Here is a 21,819-nt window from a genome sequence, read left to right on the forward strand (position 1 = left end):
TCTCCTGGTTCCGGACTTGGCTCACGTCGCCTGCTGAGGTCGTCGATTCGCTTGTCATCATGGGTGGATGGTCGTTTGGGATGAGTCCGATTCCGTGGTGACGAGTCTGGAGTCGTTGCGGGGTCCGTTGACCGGATACTGCTATCGCCTCCTCGGTGCCTCGAGCGAGGTGGACGACGCCGTGCAGGAGACGATGCTGCGGGCGTTCCGGGCGATCGAGGGTTATGACCCGGATCGAGCGGGGCTCTCGACCTGGGTGCACAGGATTGCCACGAATGTCTGTCTGGACATGCTGCGAAGCGCCGAGCGACGGGCGTTGCCGTGGGACATGGGGCCGGCATCGAGTGGCACCGACATCGGTGTCCCTCTCGCGGCCGCGCGGTGGGTGGAGCCGTTGGCGGACTCTCGCTTGACGGGAACGGCCGACCCGGCGCACCTCGCCATGCGACATGAGACGCTGCGCCTGGCCTTCATCACCGCTCTGCAGTGGTTGCCGCCGCGTCAGCGTGTCGTGCTGGTGCTGCGGGATGTCCTCGGGTTCACCGCCACCGAGGCTGCCGAGATCATGGAGACGTCGGTGGCGGCGGCGAACAGCGCGTTGCAGCGAGCGCGGGCCACGCTGGAGAAGCACCGGCCGCGTCCAGCTGACGCGCCCGAGCCGGACAACGTGGCTCAGCGCGATCTTCTGCAGCGCTACGTGCACGCTTTCCAGACGCACGACGTCCACATGCTGGTCGGTGTGCTGGCCGACGATGTCCGGTCAGGGATGCCGCCCTTCCTGTGGTGGCTGGACGGGCCGGCGCATGTCGTCGCGGCGATGTCTAGTACGGATGCCTGTGCCGAGGACCGGCTTGTCCGCGGCAGGCCGGCCAACGGGTGCTGGACGCTCGGTCAGTACCGGCCGGACGAGAACGGGGTCCTGGTGCCGTTCGCCCTCTTGGTGCTCGAGCTCCGGAGTGGGCGCATCAGCGAGATCGTCACGTTCCTGGGCTATGGTGACCGCTTCGGCGCGTTCGGTCTGCCGGAATTCCTCGAAAACTGATCCAGGGGAACCGATGAGTCCAGCCGCCTTCCGTCGTACAAGGGACGACACGTCCACTACGATCCGAAGGTCACCTTCATGTCATCGACCGATGCAGACCTGAAGCAGCACATCCACGCCGAGAGAGAGCGTCTGGCGAGTCTGCTCGCCGGACTCCACGACAAGGACTGGGACCGTCCGTCCCTGTGCTCGGGATGGCGGGTGCGTGAAGTCGTCGCTCACATCACCACGCCCTTCCGCACGACCCTGCCCCGGCTGGTGGTGGGACTGGCCGCGGCACGGTTCTCCTTCGACCGGTACGCCGATCGGGCCGCCCGCAAGGACACCGCCCGCATGTCCGATGCCGAACTCCTCGCTTCCCTGCGCGCCAACATCACCAACGCATGGCAGCCACCAGGCGGAGGGCCTGCCGGAGCACTGGCTCACGACACCATCCACGGCCTCGACATCACCGAGCCGTTGGGTCTGCCGTCGTCTCCGGCCGAGCGCATTGCCCTCGTGCTGGCTGGCACGAACGCCCGGAGCTTGTCGTACTTCGGGGTCGACCTCGCGGGCATCCAGCTGCGCGGCATGGACGCCGATGTACGCCTGGGCGAGGGCGAGCCCGTCGACATGCCGGTCAAGGACATCCTGCTGACCATCACCGGACGCCGGCCCCTGCCGCAGGGCCGGGCCGCCTCGCACAGGGAGAGTGATCGATGAGCACCGTAGACGAGCTGCGCAGCCTGGCGCTCAGCCTGCCGAACACGACCGAGGGCACTCACTTCAAGCGGCCCACGATCCGGGTCAAAGGCAAGAACGTGATCGGCATCGAGGGAGAAACCCACATCACTTTCGCTCTGCCACCTGAGGCTGCCGAAGCAGCCGCCTTGCGGTCTCCGGGTTCCATTGAGGTGATGGAGCGGAACGGGAAGCCGATCGGTGTCCGAGCCGACATCGCCCGATGTGACGCCGTCCTTCTCGCAGAACTCGTCCACATCTGCTGGTCGCACGTGAAGGGTTAAGAGGCTCGGCGGAAAAGGCAGAAAGGGTGCCCGTCGGGATCCAGCAGCACGCGGACATCCTCCTGCGGCTGGAACTCGGCCGGCACCGCACCGCACCCCACCGCCCACTCCACGGCCGCGTCCAGATCGTCGACCTCGATGTCGAGATGCTGGGAGGCGGTCTGCTTGCCGGAGACACTCGGCCACACCGGCCTTGCGTAACACCGCTCGTACTCGAAGTTGAGGGTGGGGGCGACCGTGTGCTCCGGCGGGCGGATCTGCGCCCAGCCGCCCTCCTCAGGTTCGTCTGGTGCCGGGCCTTCTTCGGTGGTGACGGGCAGGCCCAGCACGTGGGAATAGAACCGCGCGAGCTCGCGCGGTTGTGATGTTCCGATCGTCACGGAGGTTACTTGCAGACGCGGCCGCATGGTCCGAGGCTCCCTTCGAAGGTCGCATGGAGAAGAGCGATGACGCCGCTACGACAGAGCCCGGGCGGCGTGGATCAACGGGACGTGGCTGAAGGCCTGGGGGAAGTTGCCCACGAGACGGCCGTAGCGCGGGTCGTACTCCTCCGCCAGCAACCCCACATCGTTCCGCAACCCCAGCAGCCGCTCGAACAGGTCCTTCGCCTCCTCCTTCCGCCCCTGCATCGCCATGACCTCCACCAGCCAGAAGCTGCACGCCAGGAACGCGCCCTCCCCGCCCGGCAGCCCGTCCACGTCGTTGTCCGCGGCGATCGGATAACGCAGCACGAACCCGTCCGACATGAGCTCCTTCTCGATCGCCGCCACCGTGCCCACCATCCGGGGATCGTCGACGGGCAGGAATCCCACGACGGGCATCATCAGCAAAGCGGCGTCCAGCTCCGACGATCCGTACGACTGCGTGAAGGTGTTCCGGCTCGGGTCGTACCCCTTGTCGCAGATCTCCGCGTGGACGACGTCCCGCAACGTCCGCCACTTCTCCACGGGGCCGGTGCGGCCGAACCGCTCCACGTATTTGACCGCCCGGTCGAGCGCGGCCCAGCACATCACCTTGGAATGCACGAAGTGCCGTCGCGGGCCCCGCACCTCCCACAGTCCCTCGTCCGGCTCGTCCCAGTGATCCTCCACGTAGTCGAGCAGCTGCCGCTGGATCGTCCAGGCCCGGTCATCGGCCGACAACCCTCGGGTGCGCGACACGTAGAGGCAGTTCATGACCTCCCCGTACACGTCGAGTTGCAGCTGCTTGACGGCCTCGTTCCCGATCCGCACCGGGCGCGAGTCCTCGTAGCCGTCGAGCCAGTCCAGCCGCAGCTCGGGCAGGCGGCGTTCGCCGGCGACGCCGTACATGATCTGCAGGTCCTGCGGGCGGCCGGCGATCGCCCGCAGCAGCCACGAGCGCCAGTCCGCCGCCTCCTCCAGGTAGCCGGAGGAGATGAGCGCGTCGAGCGTCATCGTCGCATCGCGCAGCCAGCAGAAGCGGTAGTCCCAGTTGCGCACCCCGCCCAGGTCCTCGGGGAGCGAGGTGGTGGGGGCGGCCACGATGCCGCCGGTGGGCGCGTACGTGAGCGCCTTCAGCGTGATCAGCGACCGCATCACGGCGTCCCGGTACGGCCCGTCATAGGTGCATCGGGAGACCCAGTCCGCCCAGAAGGCCTCGGTCTCGTCGAGCTGGTCGTCGCAGTCGATCTGCGGCGGCATCGGCTCGTGCGAGGGATGCCAGGTGAAGATGAACGCCAGCCGGTCGCCCTCCTTGACGGTGAACGTGGCCCGGTGCGCGTAGTCGCCGCCCTTCAGCGGCACGGGGGAGTGCAGCCACGCCGAGTCGGGCCCGCCGATCGCCTGCAGGTGCCCGTTGGTGCGCCGCACCCACGGCACGATCCTGCCGTAGTCGAAGCGCACTCTGAGCACCGTGGACATCTCCACGGTCCCGGAGACGCCCTCGACGATCCGCACCACGTCGGGGTTGCGGTCGCGGGGCGGCATGAAGTCGACCACGCGGACCGTGCCGGTCGCGGTGTCCCACTCGCTCTCCAGAATGAGGGTGTCGGGCCGGTATCGTCGCCGGTCGGCGTGCCTGCGGCCGGTCGGGCCGAGCCACCAGTGACCGTTGCGTTCGCCGCCGAGCAGCGCCGCGAAACACGAGGGGGAGTCGAACCTGGGCAGGCAGAGCCAGTCGATGGAACCGTCCCTGGCCACGAGCGCGGCCGACTGCATGTCTCCGATCAGGGCGTAATCCTCGATCCGCATGCCTACAGACGCTACTCGCACATGGGGTGATCCCGCGGCCGAGTCCGATCATGTCGCGTCATGTCCGGACCGGCCGCGGAGCTCACGTCAGCGGGAATCGAGCGGGAACCAGCGGGTGAACAGCTGCGTCAGCGGCCCGATGGCCAGCGCGAACGCCAGTGTCCCTATCCCGACGGTGCCGCCGAGCAGCCAGCCCGCCGCCAGTACGGTGATCTCGATGAGGAACCGGCCCAGGCGCACCGACAGCCCGAGCCGGACCAGGCCCGTCATGATGCCGTCCCGCGGTCCCGGGCCCAGGCCGGCGCCGATGTACAGCACGGTCGCCAGGGCGATCGCGACGACGCCCAGCGCCACGTACAGACTCTGCAACGCCAGATGCGCCGGCGTGGGCAGCAGGAAGATCGCGGCGTCGGCGAACAACCCCAGGAACACCACGTTGCTGATCGTCCCGAAGCCGGGCTTCTGCTTGAGCGGGATCCACAGCAGCATCACCAGCGCGCCCACGCCGATGATCACCGTGCCGATCGACACCCCGGCCCTGATCGCCACTCCCTGGTGGAACACGTCCCACGGGTCGTTGCCCAGTCCGGACTCCACCTGGAGGCCGATGCCCAGGCCGTAGAGGGCCAGCCCGCCGTACAGCCGGGCCAGGCGGGCGGGAAAGGAACTCACTCGGGGGACGGTCGTCTCGCTCATAATGGCCTCAGAGTGGCAGGCCACCGGCTTGCCAAAACAGGGCCAATCATGAAAAGTGGCCTTATGAGGCATCTCTCGGCGGCTCAGGTGGCCCGGCTGGTCAACGTCGACCCGGGCGCCCGCCCGTACTACCGGGCGCTCGCCGACGGCGTCCGCAGCCTGATCATGGACGGCCAGATCCCGGTACGCGTCCGCATGCCCGCAGAACGCCACCTCGCCGAGATCCTCAAGGTCAGCCGCACCACGGTGACATCGGCGTACGACCTGCTGCGCGAACGCGGCTACCTGGACAGCCGCCAGGGCTCGGGCAGCTGGACGGCCCTGCCCGACCCGGCCACCACGTCGGACAACCCCTGGCTCAGCACCGGTGGCGACGGCCTGATCCAGCTCCACTGCGCCGCCCCGCCCGCGCCCTCCGCCCTGCGGAGCGCGATGCTGGAGGCGGTCGAGGACCTGCCGAGATACGGCATGGGCAACGGCTACGACCCCATCGGCCTGCCGGTGCTCAGGGAACGCATCGCCGCCCGCTACACCGCCAGAGGGCTGGCCACCAGGCCGGAGCAGATCGTCGTCACCACCGGCTCCCAGCACGCCATCCAGCTCGTGCTCGGCCTGCTCGTCGGCTCCGGGGACCCGGTGCTGGTGGAGTCGCCGACGTACCCGCACGCCATCGACGTGGCCCGGCAGCGCTCCGCCCGGATCGTCCCGGTCGGCATCTCGCACGAGGGCTGGCAGGCCGACCTGCTGATCGGGGCCATGCGCCAGTCCGGCGCCCGCCTGGCCTATCTCATGCCCGACTTCCAGAACCCGACCGGCGCGCTCATGGACGACGCCACCCGCGCCGCCGTCGTCGGCGCGGCCCGGCGTACCGACACGCTGGTGCTGGTGGACGAGACCTGGCTGGAGCTGGCCTTGGACGAGGTGCCGCACACCTCTCCCATGGGCTCGTTCGACACCGACAGCCGCGTGATCAGCATCGGGTCGGCGTCGAAGTTGTGGTGGGGCGGGCTGCGCATCGGCTGGATCCGCACCACGGCGGCGCTGGCCCGCCGCCTGGCCGTGCACCGCTCGGCCGTGGACATCGCCAGCCCGGTGCTGGAGCAACTGGTGGTGGCGGGGCTGTTCGACCGGCTGGAGGAGACCCGCGCCGAGCGCCGCCGCACCCTGCGGGCCTCACGGGAGGCGCTGGTGTCGGCGCTGCGCGAGCAGGTGCCCGAGTGGACGTTCACGGTGCCCCGCGGCGGCGGCACGCTCTGGGTCCGGCTCAACGGCGACGCCGCCACTCCGCTGGCCGAGGCGGCCGCCGCCCATGGCGTGCGCCTGGCGCCCGGCCCGTGGTTCGGGTTGGAGGGCACGCTCGAGGGCTACCTGCGGCTGCCGTACACGCTGCCGCCCCAGGTCCTGTCGGAAGCGGTCACCCGCCTGCGCGCCGCCCGCGACCACGGCCCGCACGGCGCCTCCCGCCCGCCGGACCCGCTCATCGCCATGGTGTGAGCGGATGCACCTCGGCCGTCGCCTGGTGACCGCACGCCCCGCGACGACGATCACGCTATTCGCCGACCCCCCTGGCCAGCGGCGCGCGCCACTTCCGGCGCATCGCCGCGATCCGCAGCCCGAACGCCAGCACCGCCGCCCCCAGCGTCGCCGCCCACCCGTGCAACCCGTACCACCACTCCGCCGCCATCACCCCCGACCCCAGCATCGCCGGAACGGCGTACAGCTGGCGGTCGTACAGCAGCGTCGGGATCTCCCCGGCCAGCACGTCACGCAACATCCCGCCGCCCACCCCTGTCACCACCCCCAGCAGGGCCGCGTGCAGCGGGCTCAGCCCGTACTCCAGCGCCTTCTCCGTCCCCACCGCGCAGAAGAGCCCCAGCCCGGCCGCGTCCAGCACCAGGATGGCCGGCATCACCCGGGCCACGTGCGGATGCCAGAAGAACACGATCACCGTCGCCGCCACCGGCACCAGCACGTAGCCGACGCTCTGGAAAGCGGCCGGCCGCACGTTGAGGATGAGGTCGCGCACCACGCCGCCGCCCAGGGCGGTCATTCCGGCCAGCACCATCATCCCGACCACGTCCAGCCGTTTGCGCACCCCCATGAGCGCACCGGACAACGCGAAGACGAAGATACCGACGAAATCGAGAAGCTGAGACACGGCACCCTGTCTACAGGATGGCCTCGGCATGGTAGTGCTCAGCCATCAGCACCCGCAGCCGCCGCGTGAACATGAACAGCGCCACCCCGGCCACGATCGCCAGCGCGGCCGCGATCGCCATGGCCACGAAGCTCAGCCCCACCATGACCAGCGCGAACCCGAACTTCTGCGGCGTGCTCACCCGCGTGCCCAGCCGCACCCACAGCGCCGCGAACACCGGCACGAAGATCATGATGAACAGCGGGTTGAACGACTGCGTCGTGGCCGCCTGGATCTGTATCCCGAACAACGACAGGTCGGTATGGTGCTGGGCGAAGAACAGCAGCTTGGTCGGCGCCAGGTCGTAGATCATCCAGAAGACCGCCGCGGCGATGAACAACCAGATGTACGCCTTCATCCGGTCCCGCTCGTCCTCGGTGAGATGGTGACCGCCCATCAGGATGTAGGCGAAGTACGCGATCGGCACCGCCAGGATGATCACCGTGATCACGATCGTGAGCCGGTCGATGGTCAGCGTGCCGGTCAACGCCCACCAACCCAGCGCGACCACCGCCACGCCCGTCCCGAGTCCCGCCAGCCGGCCGAAGCGGCGCCGCTCGCCGGGGGACAGGCGCAGCCCCGGCCGCTCGCCGACGCCGCGCAGGGACCGGCCGCCCCACACGTACTGGATCAGGCCGAGCGCCATGCCGACCGCGGCGGCCCCGAACCCCAGGTGCCAGCGGTCGCCCGCGGCCAGCCAGCCGACCACGAGGGGCGCGAAGAACGTGGCCAGGATGGCGCGCATCCCGTACCAGCTGAACCGCTCCCACATCTCGGTGCCGAACAGCGTCGCCAGTCCCCACGGGTGCCCGAAGAACGTCCTGCCGCCGGCCATGGATGAACCCCCCGAATCGCATCCGTCCGATCACTCTATGTGAACGCCGCCTGCGAGGTCTTGCCGCTACCCGGCACGTGTGGTGCGATGCATGCCACTCGTGCAAGTGAATACTGACGGGAGGCGCGCCATGGCCGAAGTCCTCGAGGTCCGAGCCGAGATCGAGCAGCAGATAGCCGGCCGTACCGTATGCCTGCAGCTCCAGCAGGTGGCCGAGCGGCATCCCGACGCACCCGCCTATTCCGACCCTGAGGGCGACGGCTGGCGCACGCTGACCTACGCGCAGGCGCGTCAGCGGGTCCTGGAGATCGCGGCCGCCTTCGCCACGCTCGGGCTCGAGCCCGGCGACTCCGTGGCGCTGATGATGGTGAACCGGAGCGAGCACGTGCTCGCCGACCTCGGCGCGGTGCACGCGGGCGGCGTCGGTTGCACCGTCTACTCCACGTTCGCCCCCGAGCAGATCGCGTTCGTGGCCGAGAACGTGGGCGCAAAGTACGCCGTCCTCGGCGGCCCCGCCGAGCTGGCCCGCTGGCAGCCCGTGCTCGACCGCCTCACCGGCCTGCGCAGGATCGTCATGCTGGAAGGCGCGCCGCCCGGCGACGACCGGTTCATGACGTGGGCCGACTTCCTGGAGCTCGGCCGCGCCCGCCTGGCCGACGACCCCGCCCAGGTCGAGGACCGCTGGCGCGCCGTGACCCCCGGCGACGTCGTCACCGTCCTCTACACCTCCGGCACCACCGGCATGCCCAAGGGCGTCCCGCTCACCCACGGCAACGTCTTCTACGAGGTCGCCGCCACCGACCGGCTCACCTCGCTGCCGACGCTGGGCACGCAGATCTCCTACCTGACCTACGCGCACATCGCCGAGCGCATCCTCAGCCTCTACCTGCCGCTGCTCAAGGTCTCCCACGTGCACTTCTGCACCGACCTGGCCAACCTGGGCGCCACGTTAGGACAGGTCAGGCCGATGATGTTCTTCGGCGTGCCACGCGTGTGGGAGAAGATGATGGCCCGCCTGCTCGCCGTGCTCGCCACCCAGCCGGAGGAGCAGCAGGCCGCCGTGCGCGCGGCCATGGCGGCCGGCCAGGCCTACGTCGAGGCCGGCCAGTACGGCCACACCATCACGCAAGAGATCCGGGAGGCCTACGAGAAGGCCGACGCCTCCCTCCTGTCGATCATCCGCGGCATGATCGGGTTCGACCGCGCCGAGTGGACCGCCACCGGCGCCGCCCCCCTCGCCCCCGAGGTGCAGAACTTCTACGCCGGCCTCGGGCTCAAGGTCATCGACGTGTACGGCATGACCGAGACCACCGGGGCGTTCACCGGCAACAGCCCCGCCTGCTACCGCCTGGGCACCGTCGGCAGGGCCGAGCCCGGCGTCGAGATCCGCATCGCCGAGGACGGCGAGATCCTCACCCGCAGCCCGCTCAACACCCGCGGCTACCTCAACCGCACCGAGGCCACCGCCGAGCTGATCGACGCCGGCGGCTGGCTGCACACCGGCGACATCGGCACGGTCGACGAGGACGGCTTCTACCGGGTGGTGGACCGCAAGAAGGAGCTCATCATCACCGCCGGCGGCGAGAACGTCTCCCCGGCCGAGATCGAGAACCATCTCAAGCAGCACCCGCTGATCGGCCAGGCCCTCGCGTACGGCGACCGGCGGCCGCACCCGGTGGCCGTGCTGACGCTCGACGGCGAGGTCGCGCCCGGCTGGGCGCAGGCCCGCGGCATCACCTTCGCCTCGCTCGCCGAGCTGGCCGAGCACCCCGAGGTGCTCAAGGAGGTGGGGGCCGCCGTCGAGGCCGCGAACGCCAAGCTGGCCCAGGTGCAGCAGGTCAAGAAGTGGGCGCTGCTGGGCACCGAGTGGACCGCCGAGACCGAGGAGCTCACCCCGAGCCTCAAGCTCAAGAGGCGGATCATCCACGCGAAGTACGCCGACATCATCGAAGGGCTCTACGGCGAGCCGCGATAGCGGCACAGGTTTTGCCATTCGGGGCGTGTGTTGTGGTCCTCGCCATGACCGGGCGGTTCCTACCGTCTCGATCATGACCAGAGGACTGCTTCTCGTCTCGCTCACGGCGGGGGCGCTCACGGCGCTCCCCGCGCCCGCGCCCGCCGCCGTGACCCCAGCCGTGACCGAACTCGCCATCCGAGCCATCACCGTACGTCCCGCCGAGCCCGTGGTCGGGGCTCAAGGCTCCGTCCGCCTGGTGGTCGACGTGGTCGCCAAGGGTGCGCGGCCCAAGAACGGCGTCACCGTCAAGGTCGATCCGGGCGCCCCGCCCGGGCCGTTGCTGGTGTCCAAACCGCCCATCACGGACCCGACGGTCCCGGCACCGTCGCCATCGGACCCGGCCGGCCCGGTCCCATCACCGCCGGCCGCCCAACCGGGCTCGCTCCACCCGATCGACCCGCTCCCCGGATACGACCCGTCCCAGTCCGGTCAGCCGCCGCAGAGCGCGGGACCGATCCAGCGCAGGGAGCCCTTCCAAGGAACAGAGCCGGTCCAGGGCGCAAAGCCGGTTCAGGGCGCAGAGCCGGTCCAGGGTGCGCCGGCCCCAGGGCCGCTCCAGGGCGGGGCGCCCGCGGTCCAGGACGGGAGCCTTGAGCGCGGTGCGCGACCCCTCGCCGCCCCCGCCCTCCCGCCGCGGCTCGTGTGGCGACTGGCGGCGAGCCCACCCGCGGCCGACAGCTGGCGGACCTGGCGTTTCCTGCCCGACAAGCGCCTGAGCCGCTTTTACCCGACCGGCACCTGGACCGTCACCGCCATCGCGCGGGGCCAGGACGGGGCGACGGTGACCGAGTACGCGTCGTTCCAGCTCCGGCGGGAGACCAAGCTCTCGGAGGTGCAGGCCGAGCGAGCCAGGGGCGCGGTACGCCTGCGCGGCTCGCTCACGAGGGTGGACCCGCGCGGCCTCACCGACTTCGGCCCGTTCGCCAAGCAGCGGCTGGAGATCCTGTGGCGCCAGGACGACGCCGCCGGCTGGGAACGGGTCGGCGAGGCGGTGACGGATGCCTCGGGGGCGTTCGACGGCACGATCCTGGGCCGGGCGGGTGGCCAGTTCCGCGTCCGCTACGCAGGAACGGCCCACTACGCCCCAGATGTCTCTAAATCCCAGCAAATAGCCCAATAGGCGGCCCGGCATCGCGCGGGCGTTGCGGAATCGTGATCAACTTTACTCCAACTTTTCCTTACCCTTACGCGTCATTGGCAGATGACGCGCCCCGCTTGGGGCTCGTTTGACACGGGGAAGGAAAGTCACGTGAAGATGCGACGTCTCGCCGCCGGCCTGGCGGCCGCCGCACTGGGCGCCACCGTGGTGGCCACCGCGGCTTCGCCCGCACTCGCGGACGAGGTGGACCCTGACTTCGCAGGCGGCAACACGAGCCTGACGTTCGACGCGAACCCGGAGCCCGCCTGGCGCGGCAAGCCCATCGACCTCGAGGGCAAGCTCTCCGTGGAGTGCGAGGAGGACTACATCAGCGGGTTCGTGTCGGTGCACCACGCCGACACCTGCAAGAAGCAGGAGCGCTGGCACCGTCTCGGCTGGAAGCGGATCGTGATCCTCTTCCAGCCCGACGGCAGCGGCAAGTGGGAGTACGTCGACACGGTCAGGACCGGCCGCAACGGCTACTTCCACACCACGGTGCCGGCCCGCACGTCGGGCACCTGGCGCGCGGTCTTCGAGGGCGCCAAGTGGCTGGAGCCCTCGGAGGGCACGGACTGGGTCAAGGTCATCGGCCGCCACCACCACTAGCGTCACCTGGGACGCCCGGCCGGCTCCGGCCGGGCGTCCGCCATGTCCGGGCCCCCAGTAGTCAGCAGGCGTCAGTAGGACACGGCGACCTGCACGCGGTGATGCCGGCCGTCGCCGGCCTCATCCACCACCGCCACCGCCAGGTCGGCGAACGAGAACACCGGCCCGCCCGCCGTCGCGTCCGGCACCCGCCCGTCGCTGATCCGGTACCGGCCGGTCCGGTCCGCCTCCTCGTCCAGGAATACCGGTGGCGGCGCAAGCACCACCCAGTCCAGGCCGGACTCCTCGTACACGGGCAGCTCCGCCGCGTGCCCCAGCGAGAACGCCCGGGCGTCGCCGGGGAAGCCGGGCGTGTCCGCCAGCCGGACCCCCGGCGCCACCTCCAGCAGGCTGCCGACGCCGACCGCCACCAGGCGGCGCACCCCCGCCCGTGCCAGTCCTTCGACCAGAGCGCGGGCCGCGGCCGCGTAGAACTCCTCCGCGGGCACGTCCATCCGGGCGGCCGCCTGGACCGCCGCATCCTGCCCGGCCGCGACGGCCGCCACGCTCGAGGCGTCGGTGACGTCCCCGGCGACCACCCGGACCCCCTCGCGCGCCAGGCCCTCGTGCCTGCCGGGATCGCGTACCACCGCCGTCACCTCGTGCCCGCGCCCGGCCGCCTCCGCGACCACCCGGCGCCCGGCCCGTCCGCCCGCGCCGAAAACCACGATCCTGCCCATGCCGGCACTCCTCTCCCCGGCCGGGCTTCCCGGCCGCTGCGCCGACGGTAGAGGGCGACCTGTCGCTTTCCGCAACGATAGTTACCTACGATGACGTCATGGTGCCGCTCGATCCCGACATGTTCACCGGCTGCCCGCCAGTCGCCGCGCCCATCCGCATCGGCGACAAATGGACCGCGAAGATCATCCGCTGCCTGGAGTCGGGGCCGCGGCGCTTCACCGAGCTCCAGACGCCGCTGCGCGGCATCACCCCGAAGGTCCTCACCGAGTCCCTGCGCGCCATGGAACGCGACGGCCTGCTCACCCGCACCCCGTACGATGAGATCCCGCCACGGGTCGAGTACGCGCTCACCGACCTCGGCCGCAGCCTCCTCGAACCCATGAACGCCGGCTGCGAATGGTCCAGGAGGCACCTGGCCGAGCTGATGCGCGCCCGCGAGAGCTGGGAGTCGGCCAGGCTGGGGGCATGAGAGCCCCGACGCCACCGAGGGAAAGCGGAATCGATCTAGGCGCGGATGCGTTGTGGCGCAGAAGGGGCGATTTTGAGTGGCCGCCGACAGGCGTCGTAGGCTGGCCCTCTGGCGAACGAATAGGAGGTGACGCCCCGTGTTGCGAGACTCGTTCGGACGGGTGGCGACAGATCTTCGGGTGTCCCTCACGGACAAGTGCAACCTGCGCTGTACGTACTGCATGCCGCCCGAGGGCCTCGACTGGCTGCCCAACGCCAAGCTCCTCACCGCCGACGAGATCGTCCGCCTGGTGCGGATCGGGGTCGAACGTCTCGGCGTCACCGAGGTCCGCTACACCGGCGGGGAGCCGCTGCTGCGGCGCGAGCTGGTCGACATCGTGGCCCGCACCACCGAGCTCCAGCCGCGGCCGCAGGTCTCGCTGACGAGCAACGGCATCGGGCTGGCCCGCCTGGCCGGGCCGCTGGCCGCCGCCGGGCTCGACCGGGTCAACGTCTCGCTCGACACGCTCGACCCCGAGACGTTCAAGCGGCTCGCGCACCGCGACCGGCACGCCGACGTGATCGCCGGGCTCGCCGCGGCGGACCGGGCCGGGCTGCGCCCGGTCAAGGTCAACGCCGTGCTCATGCGCGGCCTCAACGAGCACGAGGCGGTCCCGCTGCTGCGCTGGTGCCTCGAGCAGGGCTACGAGCTGCGTTTCATCGAGCAGATGCCGCTGGACGCCCAGCACGGCTGGAGCCGCGCGGACATGGTCACCGCCGACGAGATCCTGGGTCTGCTGGCCGACGGGTTCGACCTCGTGGCCGACGACCTGGAGGAGCGGGGCAGCGCGCCGGCCGAGCGGTTCCTCGTCGACGGCGGGCCGGCCAGGGTCGGCGTGATCGGGTCGGTGACGCGGCCGTTCTGCGGCGCGTGCGACCGGGTCAGGCTCACCGCCGACGGTCAGGTCCGCAACTGCCTGTTCGCCACCGAGGAGTCGGACCTGAAGACCGCCATGCGGGCGGGCGCGTCCGACGAGGAGCTGGCCGAGCGGTGGATCGCGGCGGTGGCCCGCAAACGCGCCGGGCACGGCATCGACGACCCTTCCTTCCTCCAGCCGTCCCGCCCGATGTCCGCCATCGGCGGCTAGGCCCGGCGGCGATGGGGCGGGTCTACGACGCGGTGATCCTGGCCGGGGGACAGGCGCGGCGGCTGGGCGGGCGGGACAAGCCCGCTCTCACCGTGGGCGCCAGATCCCTGGTCGAGAACGTCGTCGCCGCGGCCTCAGGCGCCCGCCGCACGATCGTCGTCGGCCCGGAGCGCCCTCTTCCCGGTGTCCTGTTCGCCCGTGAGGATCCGCCCGGCAGCGGCCCCATCCCCGCCCTGACCGCCGGTCTGGCACACGTCACGGCCCCGTGGGTGGCGCTGCTCGCCGGCGACCTGCCGTTCCTGACCGTGGCGCACGTACGGGCCCTGCTCGACGCCGCCGGCCCCGGCGCCGGCGCGGTGATGGTGGACGACGGCGGGCGCGAGCAGTGGCTCGCCGGCGCCTGGCCGGCCACGGAGCTGAAGCAGGCCCTCGCCTCCTACGGCGGACGCTCGCTCAAGGGCCTGCTGGCCCCCCTTGCCGGCACGCGCCTGGCGCTGCCCGGGCGGCCGTGGTTCGACTGCGACACAATGGACGATCTGGAGGAGGCTCGTATGAACGTGCTCAACGAATGGACCGCGCTGGCCTGCAAGGAGCTGGGCATCGACCCGGCGACCGTGGACCGCGACCAGATTCTCGACCTGACCAAGGAGGTCGCCCACGGCGTGGCCCGCCCGGCCGCGCCGCTGACGGCCTACCTGCTCGGGCTGGCTCAAGGGGCGGGCACCGCTCCTGAGGACGCTGTGGCGAAACTGACCACATTGGCGAAGAACTGGGGCCGCGCCACCACCGAGACGCTGACAGACGACTGACACTCGAACGAACTCTTGAAGTCAAGCCCGCGCCCGCCTGAAAGTTTCCTGTGAATTTTGGGGCGAGCGCGGGTGTAAACGATTTCGGGAAAGCGGCCCTACCGATCTGTCTGGTGGGGGCCGCACTAGATCGTCCGGCCGGCAAAGGTTCGCCAGAAAAGGGCGACGCCGGGTGGTTACGGGGGCAAACCACCCGGCGTCGCTTCATCGGCGTTCCGACGGGGGCCCGGAACGCCGGCACCAGCACTCCGACGGGGGACCGGAGCGCTTGGCTAAAGCGTACACCTACAACCCATGGGATGCGTCAAGACTTAGTCACGACCCGATCTCGCGTCGATGCAGCGGTATCTCGGTTTGGTTAGCTTCAGGGCTCTGAAAGGTAGGAGGCGGGGCAGCCTTCCCCCTCTCATTGGCCCCGATTACCGCTATGTATGGCAAAAAGACCGCGGCCGCGATGAACAGCAGCCGGTACGGCCACGGCACCGGCACCACGACAGCCAGGATCAGGCAGATCGTGCGAAGCCCCATCTTGATGAGGTAGCTGATCTCGCGCTTGCGGATGTCCGCCGACAGCGACGGCCTGGCGTCGGTGACCTGGTGGACATCTGGTTTCCTGCGCCACCCCTTCATAGCTTCCACGGTAGACCTCGCAGGACCCGGGTGCGACGGCGCACCCGGGTGGTGACGGGGGTCATGCGATCATGGCCTTCGGGTAAGGAGGAGAGGACGATGACGGATCGAACGTACCGGGTCACCGAGATCGTCGGAACGTCGACGGAGAGCGTCGACCAGGCCATCCGCAACGGCATCCGGAGGGCCGCGCAGACCCTGCGCCACCTCGACTGGTTCGAGGTGACCGAGATCCGCGGCTACATCGACGCGGGTGAGGTCGCGCACTTCCAGGTGGGGTTGAAGGTGGGCTTCCGGCTGGAGGACGCCTGAGCGGCGTTCTGAGGGCCTTCCCGAGGGTGGCAGGGCGCGGGGCGGCCGGGCCGGCGCCATCCGCCTCTCGTGATCCGAGCTGAGCGGTTAGATTGGCCGATGTGAGTGCCGAATTCCGACTTCTCCTGGTCTGTACGGCCAACATCTGCCGTTCCGCCATGGCAGAAGTGATCGCCGGGGCGATGCTCCAGTCAGCGCCCCTGCCCATGGCGACGGCCAGCGCGGGGGTGCGCGCCATGGTCGGCCACCCCATGGCGCCGCACGCCGTCGCCGCGCTGGCCAAGCTCGGCCTCGACGGGCGGGCGCACCGGGCCCGGATGCTGGACCGGGACCTGGTCCGCTCGGCGGACCTGCTGCTGACGATGGAGGCCGCGCACGTGCCCGTCGCCGTGGGCCTCGACCCGGAGGCCGCGCCCAAGACGTTCACGCTGCCGGAGTTCGCCGCGCTCGCCGCCGGGGCCGGAGGCCGGCGCTACCGCTCCGACACGGTGGAGCGGGCGCGTGCCATCGTCCAGTCGGCCGCCGTCCGCCGCGACCGCAGGCGCGTCCTGGACGTGTACGACCCGTACGGCGGCCCGCCCGAAGGCTACGACGCCTGCGCCAAGACCGTCGGCGAATCCCTCAGCCACGCCCTCGGCGCCCTCCTCGGCCCCCGCTGACCTGCTCACCTACGGGCGCGACCGGCTGCCGGGTCGTCAGCTCGCCTGGCTGACCGTGGACATGTTGAAGTCCGGCACCCGCACCGGCGGCATGATCGTCCGCTGGAAGTAGTCGTTCCACTCCCGCGGCAACGTCCGCTCGCTCGCCCCCACCTCCGTCAGCCGCCCCAGCAGGTCCACCGGGCTCTCGTTGAAGCGGAAGTTGGTCACCTCGCCCACGACCTCGCCGTGTTCCACCAGGTAGACCCCGTCCCGGGTCAGCCCGGTCACGAGCAGCGTCTGCGGGTCGACCTCCCGGATGTACCACAGGCAGGTGACGAGCAGCCCGTGCTGGGTGGAGGCGATCATCTCCTCCAGCGACCGCCCGCCCCCGGCTCCCGTCATGATCAGGTTGTCGATGCCCGGCGTCACCGCCAGCCCGCTCAGCTCCGCCGAGTAACGCGTCTGCAGCAGCGCCTCCAGCCGCCCGTCCTTGATCCACTCGGTTGGCCCCAGCGGCAGCCCGTTGTCGAAGACCGAGCTCTGCCGGCTGGAGGCGTGCGCCGTCACGAACGGCGCGCACGCGATGCCCGGAGCGGCCGGATCGCTCGACAACGTCACCGGGAGCGTGCCCAGCTGCTCGCCCACCCGGGTGCCCCCGCCCGGCTTCGAGAAGACCGAACGCCCGTCCAGCGCGTCCCTGGCCCCCGACGACCAGAACAGGTAGATCATCAGGTCGGCGACCGCGCTGGGCGGCAGCAGCGTCTCATAGCGCCCGGCCGGCAGGTCCACCCGGGTCTTGGCCCACTCCAGCCGCTGCGCCAGCGAGGAGTCGAGCGCGGCCACGTCCACGTCGGTGAAGTCCTGCGTGGACACGCCCGTCCAGGCCGAGCGCTTCAGGTCGGCGGACTTGGCGTTGAGCTCCATCCGCCCCGTCGGCTGGTCGTGGCGCAGCCGCACGCCCGTGGACGTGCCGAGGAAGGTCGTGGTGAACGAATGCTCGGCGAAGCCGTACAGTTTCCTGCCGCCCGCCTCGGCGGCGGCGAAGGCCTCGCCGAGCGCCGGCGCGAACCCCTCGAACACCCCGATGTCGGTCGGACGCGCGTCAGCGTCCCATTGCGACGACGCAGGCACGCCCTCGACGAGCGAGCGGGCGTCCTCGGCCGGCTGCGCGTCCCGCGCCGCCGCGTCCGCCGCCGCCACGACGTCGGCGAGCTGCTCGTCGCGCACGGAGGCCCGCGACACCACGCCCACGCCCTCGCCCGCGATCGAGATCACGGTCAGCCGCGAGGAGCGGGCGACGCCGTTCGTGGTGAGCGTGTTGCCCGCGAAGCGCAGATTGGCCGTGGACCCCTCGTCCACGAGCACCACGCAGCCGTCGTTCCGGGAGAGCTCCAGCGCCCTCTCCACCATCTCCTGAGGCGTCACTTCCCACCCTCCTGCACGGTGTTGAGGATCCGCACGCCCTTGAACAGCGCCGACGGACATCCATGACTCACGGGGGCGACCTGCCCCGGCTGTCCCTTGCCGCAGTTGAACGCCCCGCCCAGCACGTACGTGTCAGGCCCGCCGACCGCCTCCATCGACCACCAGAAGTCCGTCGTCGTCGCCTGGTAGGCGAAGTCCCTGATCTGCCCGGCCAGCTTGCCGTGCGAGATCCGGTACGCCCGCTGCCCGGTGAACTGGAAGTTGTAGCGCTGCATGTCGATCGACCAGCTCTTGTCGCCGACGATGTAGACGCCCCGCTCGACCCCGGCGATCAGCTCGTCGGTCGAGGGCCCGTCGGGCGCCGGCACCAGCGACACGTTCGCCATGCGCTGGATGGGCATGTGCCCGGGCGAGTCGGCGAACGCGCATCCGTTGGACCGCCCGAGCCCCTTCATCAGCGCCATCCGCCGGTCCAGCTGGTAGCCCACCAGGATGCCGTCCCTGACGATGTCGAAGCTCTGCCCCTGCACGCCCTCGTCGTCGTAGCCGATCGTGGCCAGGCCGTGCGTGACGGTCCTGTCGCCGGTCACGTTCATCAGCGGCGAGCCGTAGACCAGCTCACCCAGCTGGTCGAACGTGGCGAAGCTGGTGCCCGCGTACGCCGCCTCGTAACCGAGCGCCCGGTCCAGCTCGGTGGCGTGGCCGATCGACTCGTGGATCGTCAGCCACAGGTTGGACGGGTCGATCACCAGGTCGTAGTCGCCCGCCTCGACCGACGGCGCCGCCAGCTTCTCCGCCAGCAGCTCCGGCAGCTGGTCCAGCTCGGCCGGCCAGTCCCAGCCGGTGCCCGTCAGGTATTCATAACCGCGCCCGACCGGCGGCGCGATCGTCGACATGTCGTCGAAGCCGCTCTCGTGCGCCTTCATCACGTTGAGCTTGGGATGCACCCGCACCCGCTGCTGCGTGGTCACCGTGCCGGCCGTGTCGGCGTAGAACTTCTGCTCCTTGACCTGCAGCAGCCGCGCCGACACGTGGTCGGCGCCCTTCATCAGCCCGGCCGACCACGCCGCCAGCAGGCCCACCTTGTCGGCCTGCGGCACCTCGAACGGGTCCACGTCGTAGGACGACACCCATACGGCCTCGGCGTGCACCGGCTCCGGCGCCAGCTCGATCGGCTCCCTGTTGATGGGCGCGCTCACCTCCGCCACCCGCACCGCCTGCTCGGCCACCACCGCGGCGGCCTCGGGCGTCAGGTGGATGCCGGCGGCGAACCCCCACGTGCCACCCTTGACGACCCGGACGGCGTAGCCCAGGTCGTCGGCGTCCATGGCGCCCTCGAGCCGGGTGTCGTAGAGGCTGAGCGTCTCGGCTCTGACGCGTTCGAGCCGGAAGTCGGCGTGTTCGGCACCGAGGTCGCGAGCGCGTTGCAAGGCGGCGTCCGCCAGCTGCCGCAGCGGCAGCTCCAGGAAATCGGGATCGATCTGGCGCATGTCCACGATCCTAACCCCGTGATCTTGTGCCACCCGGACAAGCCGATACCGGCGGGTAGGAGATAACGTCAGGTTCCATGGCACGCTCAGTACTCGTCACCGGGGGCAATCGCGGCATAGGCCTCGCGATCGCCCGTGAACTCGCCGCGGCCGGCGACGCCGTCGCGGTCACCTACCGATCGGGGGAGCCGCCCGAGGGCCTGTTCGGCGTGCGCTGCGACGTCACCAGCACGGCCGACGTCGAGGCGGCCTTCGACAAGGTCGAAGCCGAGCAGGGCCCGGTGGAGGTCCTGGTCTCCAACGCCGGCATCACCAAGGACACGTTGCTGGCCATGATGAAGGAAGACGCCTTCACCGACGTCATCGACGCCAATCTGACCGGCGCCTACCGCGTGGCCAAGCGGGCCATCCGCCCGATGATGAAGCTCAAGCGCGGCCGGATCATCCTCATCTCCTCCGTCGTGGGCCTGTCCGGCCAGGCGGGACAGGCCAACTACGCCGCCTCCAAGGCGGGCCTGGTCGGCTTCGCCCGCTCGCTGGCCCGCGAATACGGCTCGCGCAACATCACGGTCAACGTGGTCTCGCCCGGCTTCGTCGCCACCGATATGACGGCCGATCTCGACCACGAGAAGATCGTCGCGAACATCCCTCTCGGGCGGCAGGCGGCCCCCGAGGAGGTCGCGCGTGTCGTGCGCTTCGTGGCGAGCGACGACGCCTCCTACATCACCGGGGCCGTGATCCCGGTCGACGGCGGACTCGGAATGGGGCACTGACGTGGGCATTCTCCAAGGCAAGCGGATCCTGGTGACCGGCGTGCTCACCGACGCCTCGATCGCGTTCTCGGTGGCCAAGCTGGCGCAGGAGGAGGGCGCCACCGTCGTCCTGACCGGGTTCGGCCGGCTGAGCCTGGTCGAGCGCATCGCCAAGCGGCTGCCGTCCCCGGCGCCGGTGCTGGAGCTCGACGTCCAGAACACCGAGCACCTCGACACGCTGGCCGCCCGGGTCGGCGAGCACGTCGACGGCCTCGACGGGGTCGTCCACTCGATCGGCTTCGCCCCGCAGAGCGCGCTCGGCGGCAACTTCCTCAACACCTCGTGGGAGGACGTCGCCACCGCGCTGCAGGTGTCGACGTACTCGTACAAGTCGCTGGCCGTGGCCTGCCTGCCGCTGATGAAGGAGGGCGGCGCGGTCGTCGGCCTCGACTTCGACGCCTCCAAGGCGTGGCCCGTCTACGACTGGATGGGCGTGGCCAAGGCCGGCCTGGAGTCCTGCAACCGCTACCTGGCCCGTGACCTCGGCAAGCAGAACATTCGCGTCAACCTGGTCGCGGCCGGGCCGCTGCGGACGATGGCGGCCAAGTCGATCCCCGGCTTCAAGGAGTTCGAGGACAGCTGGCCCGAGAAGGCGCCGCTGGGCTGGGACCTGGGTGACACGGTCCCGGCCGCCAAGGCGTGCGTGGCCCTGATGTCCGACTGGTTCCCGGCCACGACCGGCGAGATCGTCCACGTGGACGGCGGCGTCCACGCCATCGGCGCCTGACCTGATCCCTCGGGCAACGTCTGGGCCCGCGCCGAGGCGAGCTCCCGGCCGCACCTGAGCGTGTGACCGGGGGCGTTCCCCGGTCTATGCCAGGCGGTGGCGGCCACTGCCGACGCGGGCCGGCTCGAACGGGATCGACTCGACCTGCTCCGTACGCTGCCGCCGCTGCTGCACGATCCGCGCGGCCAGCACCGCCGACCCCAGCAAGGCGATCGTCAGCGCCGTCCCCAGCACGTCGGAGGCCGGCGGCGTGGGCCGGACCACGTGCCGGTCCTGCATCGGCACCGTCAGCTCGTGCGCGAACGGGTTGGGCCACAGCAGGTCCACCCGGGGCTCGTCCGTGTCGGCGGTCGGCCGCTCGGTCACCGGCCGCTCGTTGTCCATCTGCTGCGGCCGGCTCTCCGGCGGCGTGGGCGCGCCGGTCTGCCCGGTGGTGGATTCCTTGTCGCGCGAGCCGGTGCGGTCGGGGGAGGGCGTGGGGGACGACCCCTTGTCCTGCACGGTCTTGTCCTTGCAGGCCAGCACGGGGAGGCACACGAGCCCTTCGGGCACCAGCCCGGTCTTGGTCGGCGTGGCCGACGGCTCGGATGGCGTTGCCGGGGTGGCCGTGCCGGTCGGGACCGCCTCGCCGACCCGGCCGAGCACGTCGTCGGTGGTCTTGTCCACGCCGCTCGTCACCGGGTCGGTCGTGCCGCCGGTCAGCGAGTCGACGGTGTCGGTGACGGTGGTGACGACGTCGCACAGGGTGTTGGTCACCCCCGACAGCAGGCCTCCGCCCTTTGCGCAGTCCTGGCCCGTGGCGGCGGACGCGGTGGCTGCCGCCGCGGCCGGGGCGGCAACCGGGACGGCCGACAGCGCCACCGCGAGAACTCCGGCCGAGATCGCGGTCCTGCTCCCCATCCGTCCCCTCCTG

General features: G+C 70.6%; 24 protein-coding genes. 14 read left to right on the top strand and 10 right to left on the bottom strand.

Translation table 11 applies throughout. The features are described from left to right. Window positions 1–67: 67 nt before the first annotated feature. The 3 genes from ACTWQA_RS17525 (at window position 68) to ACTWQA_RS17535 (ending at window position 2,046) form a co-directional block, all read left to right on the top strand. On the top strand, window positions 68–1,042 hold the full coding sequence (locus tag ACTWQA_RS17525) for an RNA polymerase subunit sigma-70 (RefSeq protein WP_443160265.1): 975 nt from the start codon (window positions 68–70) through the stop codon (window positions 1,040–1,042). 78 nt (window positions 1,043–1,120) lie between these two features. After that, the gene (locus ACTWQA_RS17530) at window positions 1,121–1,744 is read left to right on the top strand and encodes a maleylpyruvate isomerase family mycothiol-dependent enzyme (protein ID WP_443160266.1); all 624 of its coding nucleotides are present in this window, start codon (window positions 1,121–1,123) and stop codon (window positions 1,742–1,744) included. Further along, the gene (locus tag ACTWQA_RS17535; RefSeq protein ID WP_443160267.1) at window positions 1,741–2,046 is read left to right on the top strand and encodes a hypothetical protein; all 306 of its coding nucleotides are present in this window, start codon (window positions 1,741–1,743) and stop codon (window positions 2,044–2,046) included. Before ACTWQA_RS17530 ends, ACTWQA_RS17535 begins: the two co-directional genes overlap by 4 nt. Here ACTWQA_RS17535 and ACTWQA_RS17540 read toward each other — a convergent pair. From ACTWQA_RS17540 to yczE, 3 genes are all read right to left on the bottom strand, one after another. Then, entirely contained in the window at window positions 2,043–2,426 is a 384-nt protein-coding gene (locus ACTWQA_RS17540) for a VOC family protein (RefSeq protein WP_443160268.1), read from the bottom strand. The two genes, ACTWQA_RS17535 and ACTWQA_RS17540, sit on opposite strands and share 4 nt — an antisense overlap. 75 nt (window positions 2,427–2,501) lie before the next feature. Next, on the bottom strand, window positions 2,502–4,256 hold the full coding sequence (locus tag ACTWQA_RS17545; protein WP_443160269.1) for a glycoside hydrolase family 15 protein: 1,755 nt from the start codon (window positions 4,254–4,256) through the stop codon (window positions 2,502–2,504). Between the two features lie 87 nt (window positions 4,257–4,343). After that, window positions 4,344–4,952 (bottom strand): membrane protein YczE, encoded by a 609-nt coding sequence (gene yczE, locus ACTWQA_RS17550; RefSeq protein WP_305921391.1) that lies wholly within the window; start codon window positions 4,950–4,952, stop codon window positions 4,344–4,346. Window positions 4,953–5,015: 63 nt separating this feature from the next. Here yczE and yczR point away from each other — a divergent pair, with 63 nt between their 5' ends. Next, entirely contained in the window at window positions 5,016–6,446 is a 1,431-nt protein-coding gene (gene yczR, locus ACTWQA_RS17555; RefSeq protein WP_443160270.1) for a MocR-like transcription factor YczR, read from the top strand. Window positions 6,447–6,501: 55 nt separating this feature from the next. Here yczR and ACTWQA_RS17560 read toward each other — a convergent pair whose 3' ends face one another. Both ACTWQA_RS17560 and ACTWQA_RS17565 read right to left on the bottom strand, forming a co-directional pair. Next, the gene (locus tag ACTWQA_RS17560) at window positions 6,502–7,110 is read right to left on the bottom strand and encodes a trimeric intracellular cation channel family protein (RefSeq protein WP_443160271.1); all 609 of its coding nucleotides are present in this window, start codon (window positions 7,108–7,110) and stop codon (window positions 6,502–6,504) included. Between the two features lie 10 nt (window positions 7,111–7,120). Further along, the gene (locus tag ACTWQA_RS17565; RefSeq protein WP_443160272.1) at window positions 7,121–7,984 is read right to left on the bottom strand and encodes an oligopeptide:H+ symporter; all 864 of its coding nucleotides are present in this window, start codon (window positions 7,982–7,984) and stop codon (window positions 7,121–7,123) included. A 130-nt stretch (window positions 7,985–8,114) separates the two neighbouring features. On the opposite strand from ACTWQA_RS17565, the gene ACTWQA_RS17570 reads away from it, so the two are divergent. The 3 genes from ACTWQA_RS17570 to ACTWQA_RS17580 all read left to right on the top strand — a co-directional run bounded on the left by ACTWQA_RS17570 (window position 8,115) and on the right by ACTWQA_RS17580 (window position 11,745). Next, a complete protein-coding gene (locus ACTWQA_RS17570; RefSeq protein ID WP_443160273.1) occupies window positions 8,115–9,959 on the top strand; it encodes an AMP-dependent synthetase/ligase in 1,845 nt (614 codons plus the stop codon). A gap of 73 nt (window positions 9,960–10,032) precedes the next feature. After that, entirely contained in the window at window positions 10,033–11,121 is a 1,089-nt protein-coding gene (locus tag ACTWQA_RS17575) for a hypothetical protein (protein ID WP_443160274.1), read from the top strand. A 129-nt stretch (window positions 11,122–11,250) separates the two neighbouring features. Further along, window positions 11,251–11,745, top strand: coding sequence for a hypothetical protein (locus ACTWQA_RS17580; protein WP_443160275.1), 495 nt, complete (start codon window positions 11,251–11,253; stop codon window positions 11,743–11,745). A gap of 71 nt (window positions 11,746–11,816) precedes the next feature. On the opposite strand, the gene ACTWQA_RS17585 is transcribed toward ACTWQA_RS17580, so the two are convergent. Further along, window positions 11,817–12,464, bottom strand: coding sequence for an NAD(P)-dependent oxidoreductase (locus tag ACTWQA_RS17585; RefSeq protein ID WP_443160276.1), 648 nt, complete (start codon window positions 12,462–12,464; stop codon window positions 11,817–11,819). 98 nt (window positions 12,465–12,562) lie between these two features. On the opposite strand from ACTWQA_RS17585, the gene ACTWQA_RS17590 reads away from it, so the two are divergent. From ACTWQA_RS17590 to ACTWQA_RS17600, 3 genes are all read left to right on the top strand, one after another. Beyond that, a complete protein-coding gene (locus ACTWQA_RS17590; RefSeq protein WP_443160277.1) occupies window positions 12,563–12,934 on the top strand; it encodes a winged helix-turn-helix transcriptional regulator in 372 nt (123 codons plus the stop codon). A 136-nt stretch (window positions 12,935–13,070) separates the two neighbouring features. Further along, entirely contained in the window at window positions 13,071–14,060 is a 990-nt protein-coding gene (gene moaA / locus ACTWQA_RS17595) for a GTP 3',8-cyclase MoaA (RefSeq protein ID WP_327580944.1), read from the top strand. 11 nt (window positions 14,061–14,071) lie between these two features. Further along, window positions 14,072–14,869: an NTP transferase domain-containing protein gene (locus ACTWQA_RS17600; protein WP_443160278.1), complete on the top strand. Its 798-nt coding sequence runs from the start codon at window positions 14,072–14,074 to the stop codon at window positions 14,867–14,869. A gap of 315 nt (window positions 14,870–15,184) precedes the next feature. Here the strand turns inward: ACTWQA_RS17600 and ACTWQA_RS17605 are convergent, their stop codons facing one another. Next, window positions 15,185–15,499, bottom strand: coding sequence for a DUF3099 domain-containing protein (locus ACTWQA_RS17605; protein ID WP_305921401.1), 315 nt, complete (start codon window positions 15,497–15,499; stop codon window positions 15,185–15,187). Window positions 15,500–15,598: 99 nt separating this feature from the next. On the opposite strand from ACTWQA_RS17605, the gene ACTWQA_RS17610 reads away from it, so the two are divergent. Together ACTWQA_RS17610 and ACTWQA_RS17615 are read left to right on the top strand one after the other, a co-directional pair. Then, window positions 15,599–15,811 carry a dodecin gene (locus ACTWQA_RS17610; RefSeq protein WP_305921402.1) on the top strand — a complete coding sequence of 71 codons (213 nt, stop codon included), beginning with the start codon at window positions 15,599–15,601 and terminating at the stop codon, window positions 15,809–15,811. A 101-nt stretch (window positions 15,812–15,912) separates the two neighbouring features. Continuing rightward, on the top strand, window positions 15,913–16,470 hold the full coding sequence (locus tag ACTWQA_RS17615) for an arsenate reductase/protein-tyrosine-phosphatase family protein (protein WP_443160279.1): 558 nt from the start codon (window positions 15,913–15,915) through the stop codon (window positions 16,468–16,470). 36 nt (window positions 16,471–16,506) lie between these two features. On the opposite strand, the gene ACTWQA_RS17620 is transcribed toward ACTWQA_RS17615, so the two are convergent. Together ACTWQA_RS17620 and ACTWQA_RS17625 are read right to left on the bottom strand one after the other, a co-directional pair. Next, complete coding sequence (locus ACTWQA_RS17620) at window positions 16,507–17,877, bottom strand: metallopeptidase TldD-related protein (protein ID WP_443160280.1); 1,371 nt, start codon at window positions 17,875–17,877, stop codon at window positions 16,507–16,509. Beyond that, window positions 17,874–19,367: a TldD/PmbA family protein gene (locus ACTWQA_RS17625; protein ID WP_443160281.1), complete on the bottom strand. Its 1,494-nt coding sequence runs from the start codon at window positions 19,365–19,367 to the stop codon at window positions 17,874–17,876. The genes ACTWQA_RS17620 and ACTWQA_RS17625 overlap by 4 nt, the downstream gene beginning before the upstream one ends. A 77-nt stretch (window positions 19,368–19,444) precedes the next feature. On the opposite strand from ACTWQA_RS17625, the gene ACTWQA_RS17630 reads away from it, so the two are divergent. Together ACTWQA_RS17630 and fabI are read left to right on the top strand one after the other, a co-directional pair. Beyond that, window positions 19,445–20,140: a beta-ketoacyl-ACP reductase gene (locus ACTWQA_RS17630; protein ID WP_305921406.1), complete on the top strand. Its 696-nt coding sequence runs from the start codon at window positions 19,445–19,447 to the stop codon at window positions 20,138–20,140. A gap of 1 nt (window position 20,141) precedes the next feature. Continuing rightward, complete coding sequence (gene fabI / locus ACTWQA_RS17635; RefSeq protein ID WP_305921407.1) at window positions 20,142–20,906, top strand: enoyl-ACP reductase FabI; 765 nt, start codon at window positions 20,142–20,144, stop codon at window positions 20,904–20,906. Window positions 20,907–20,990: 84 nt separating this feature from the next. On the opposite strand, the gene ACTWQA_RS17640 is transcribed toward fabI, so the two are convergent. Further along, window positions 20,991–21,806: a hypothetical protein gene (locus ACTWQA_RS17640; protein WP_443160282.1), complete on the bottom strand. Its 816-nt coding sequence runs from the start codon at window positions 21,804–21,806 to the stop codon at window positions 20,991–20,993. Window positions 21,807–21,819 lie beyond the last annotated feature (13 nt).

Origin of the sequence: Nonomuraea sp. 10N515B (assembly GCF_052245915.1) — a bacterium.
Taxonomy (GTDB): domain Bacteria; phylum Actinomycetota; class Actinomycetes; order Streptosporangiales; family Streptosporangiaceae; genus Nonomuraea.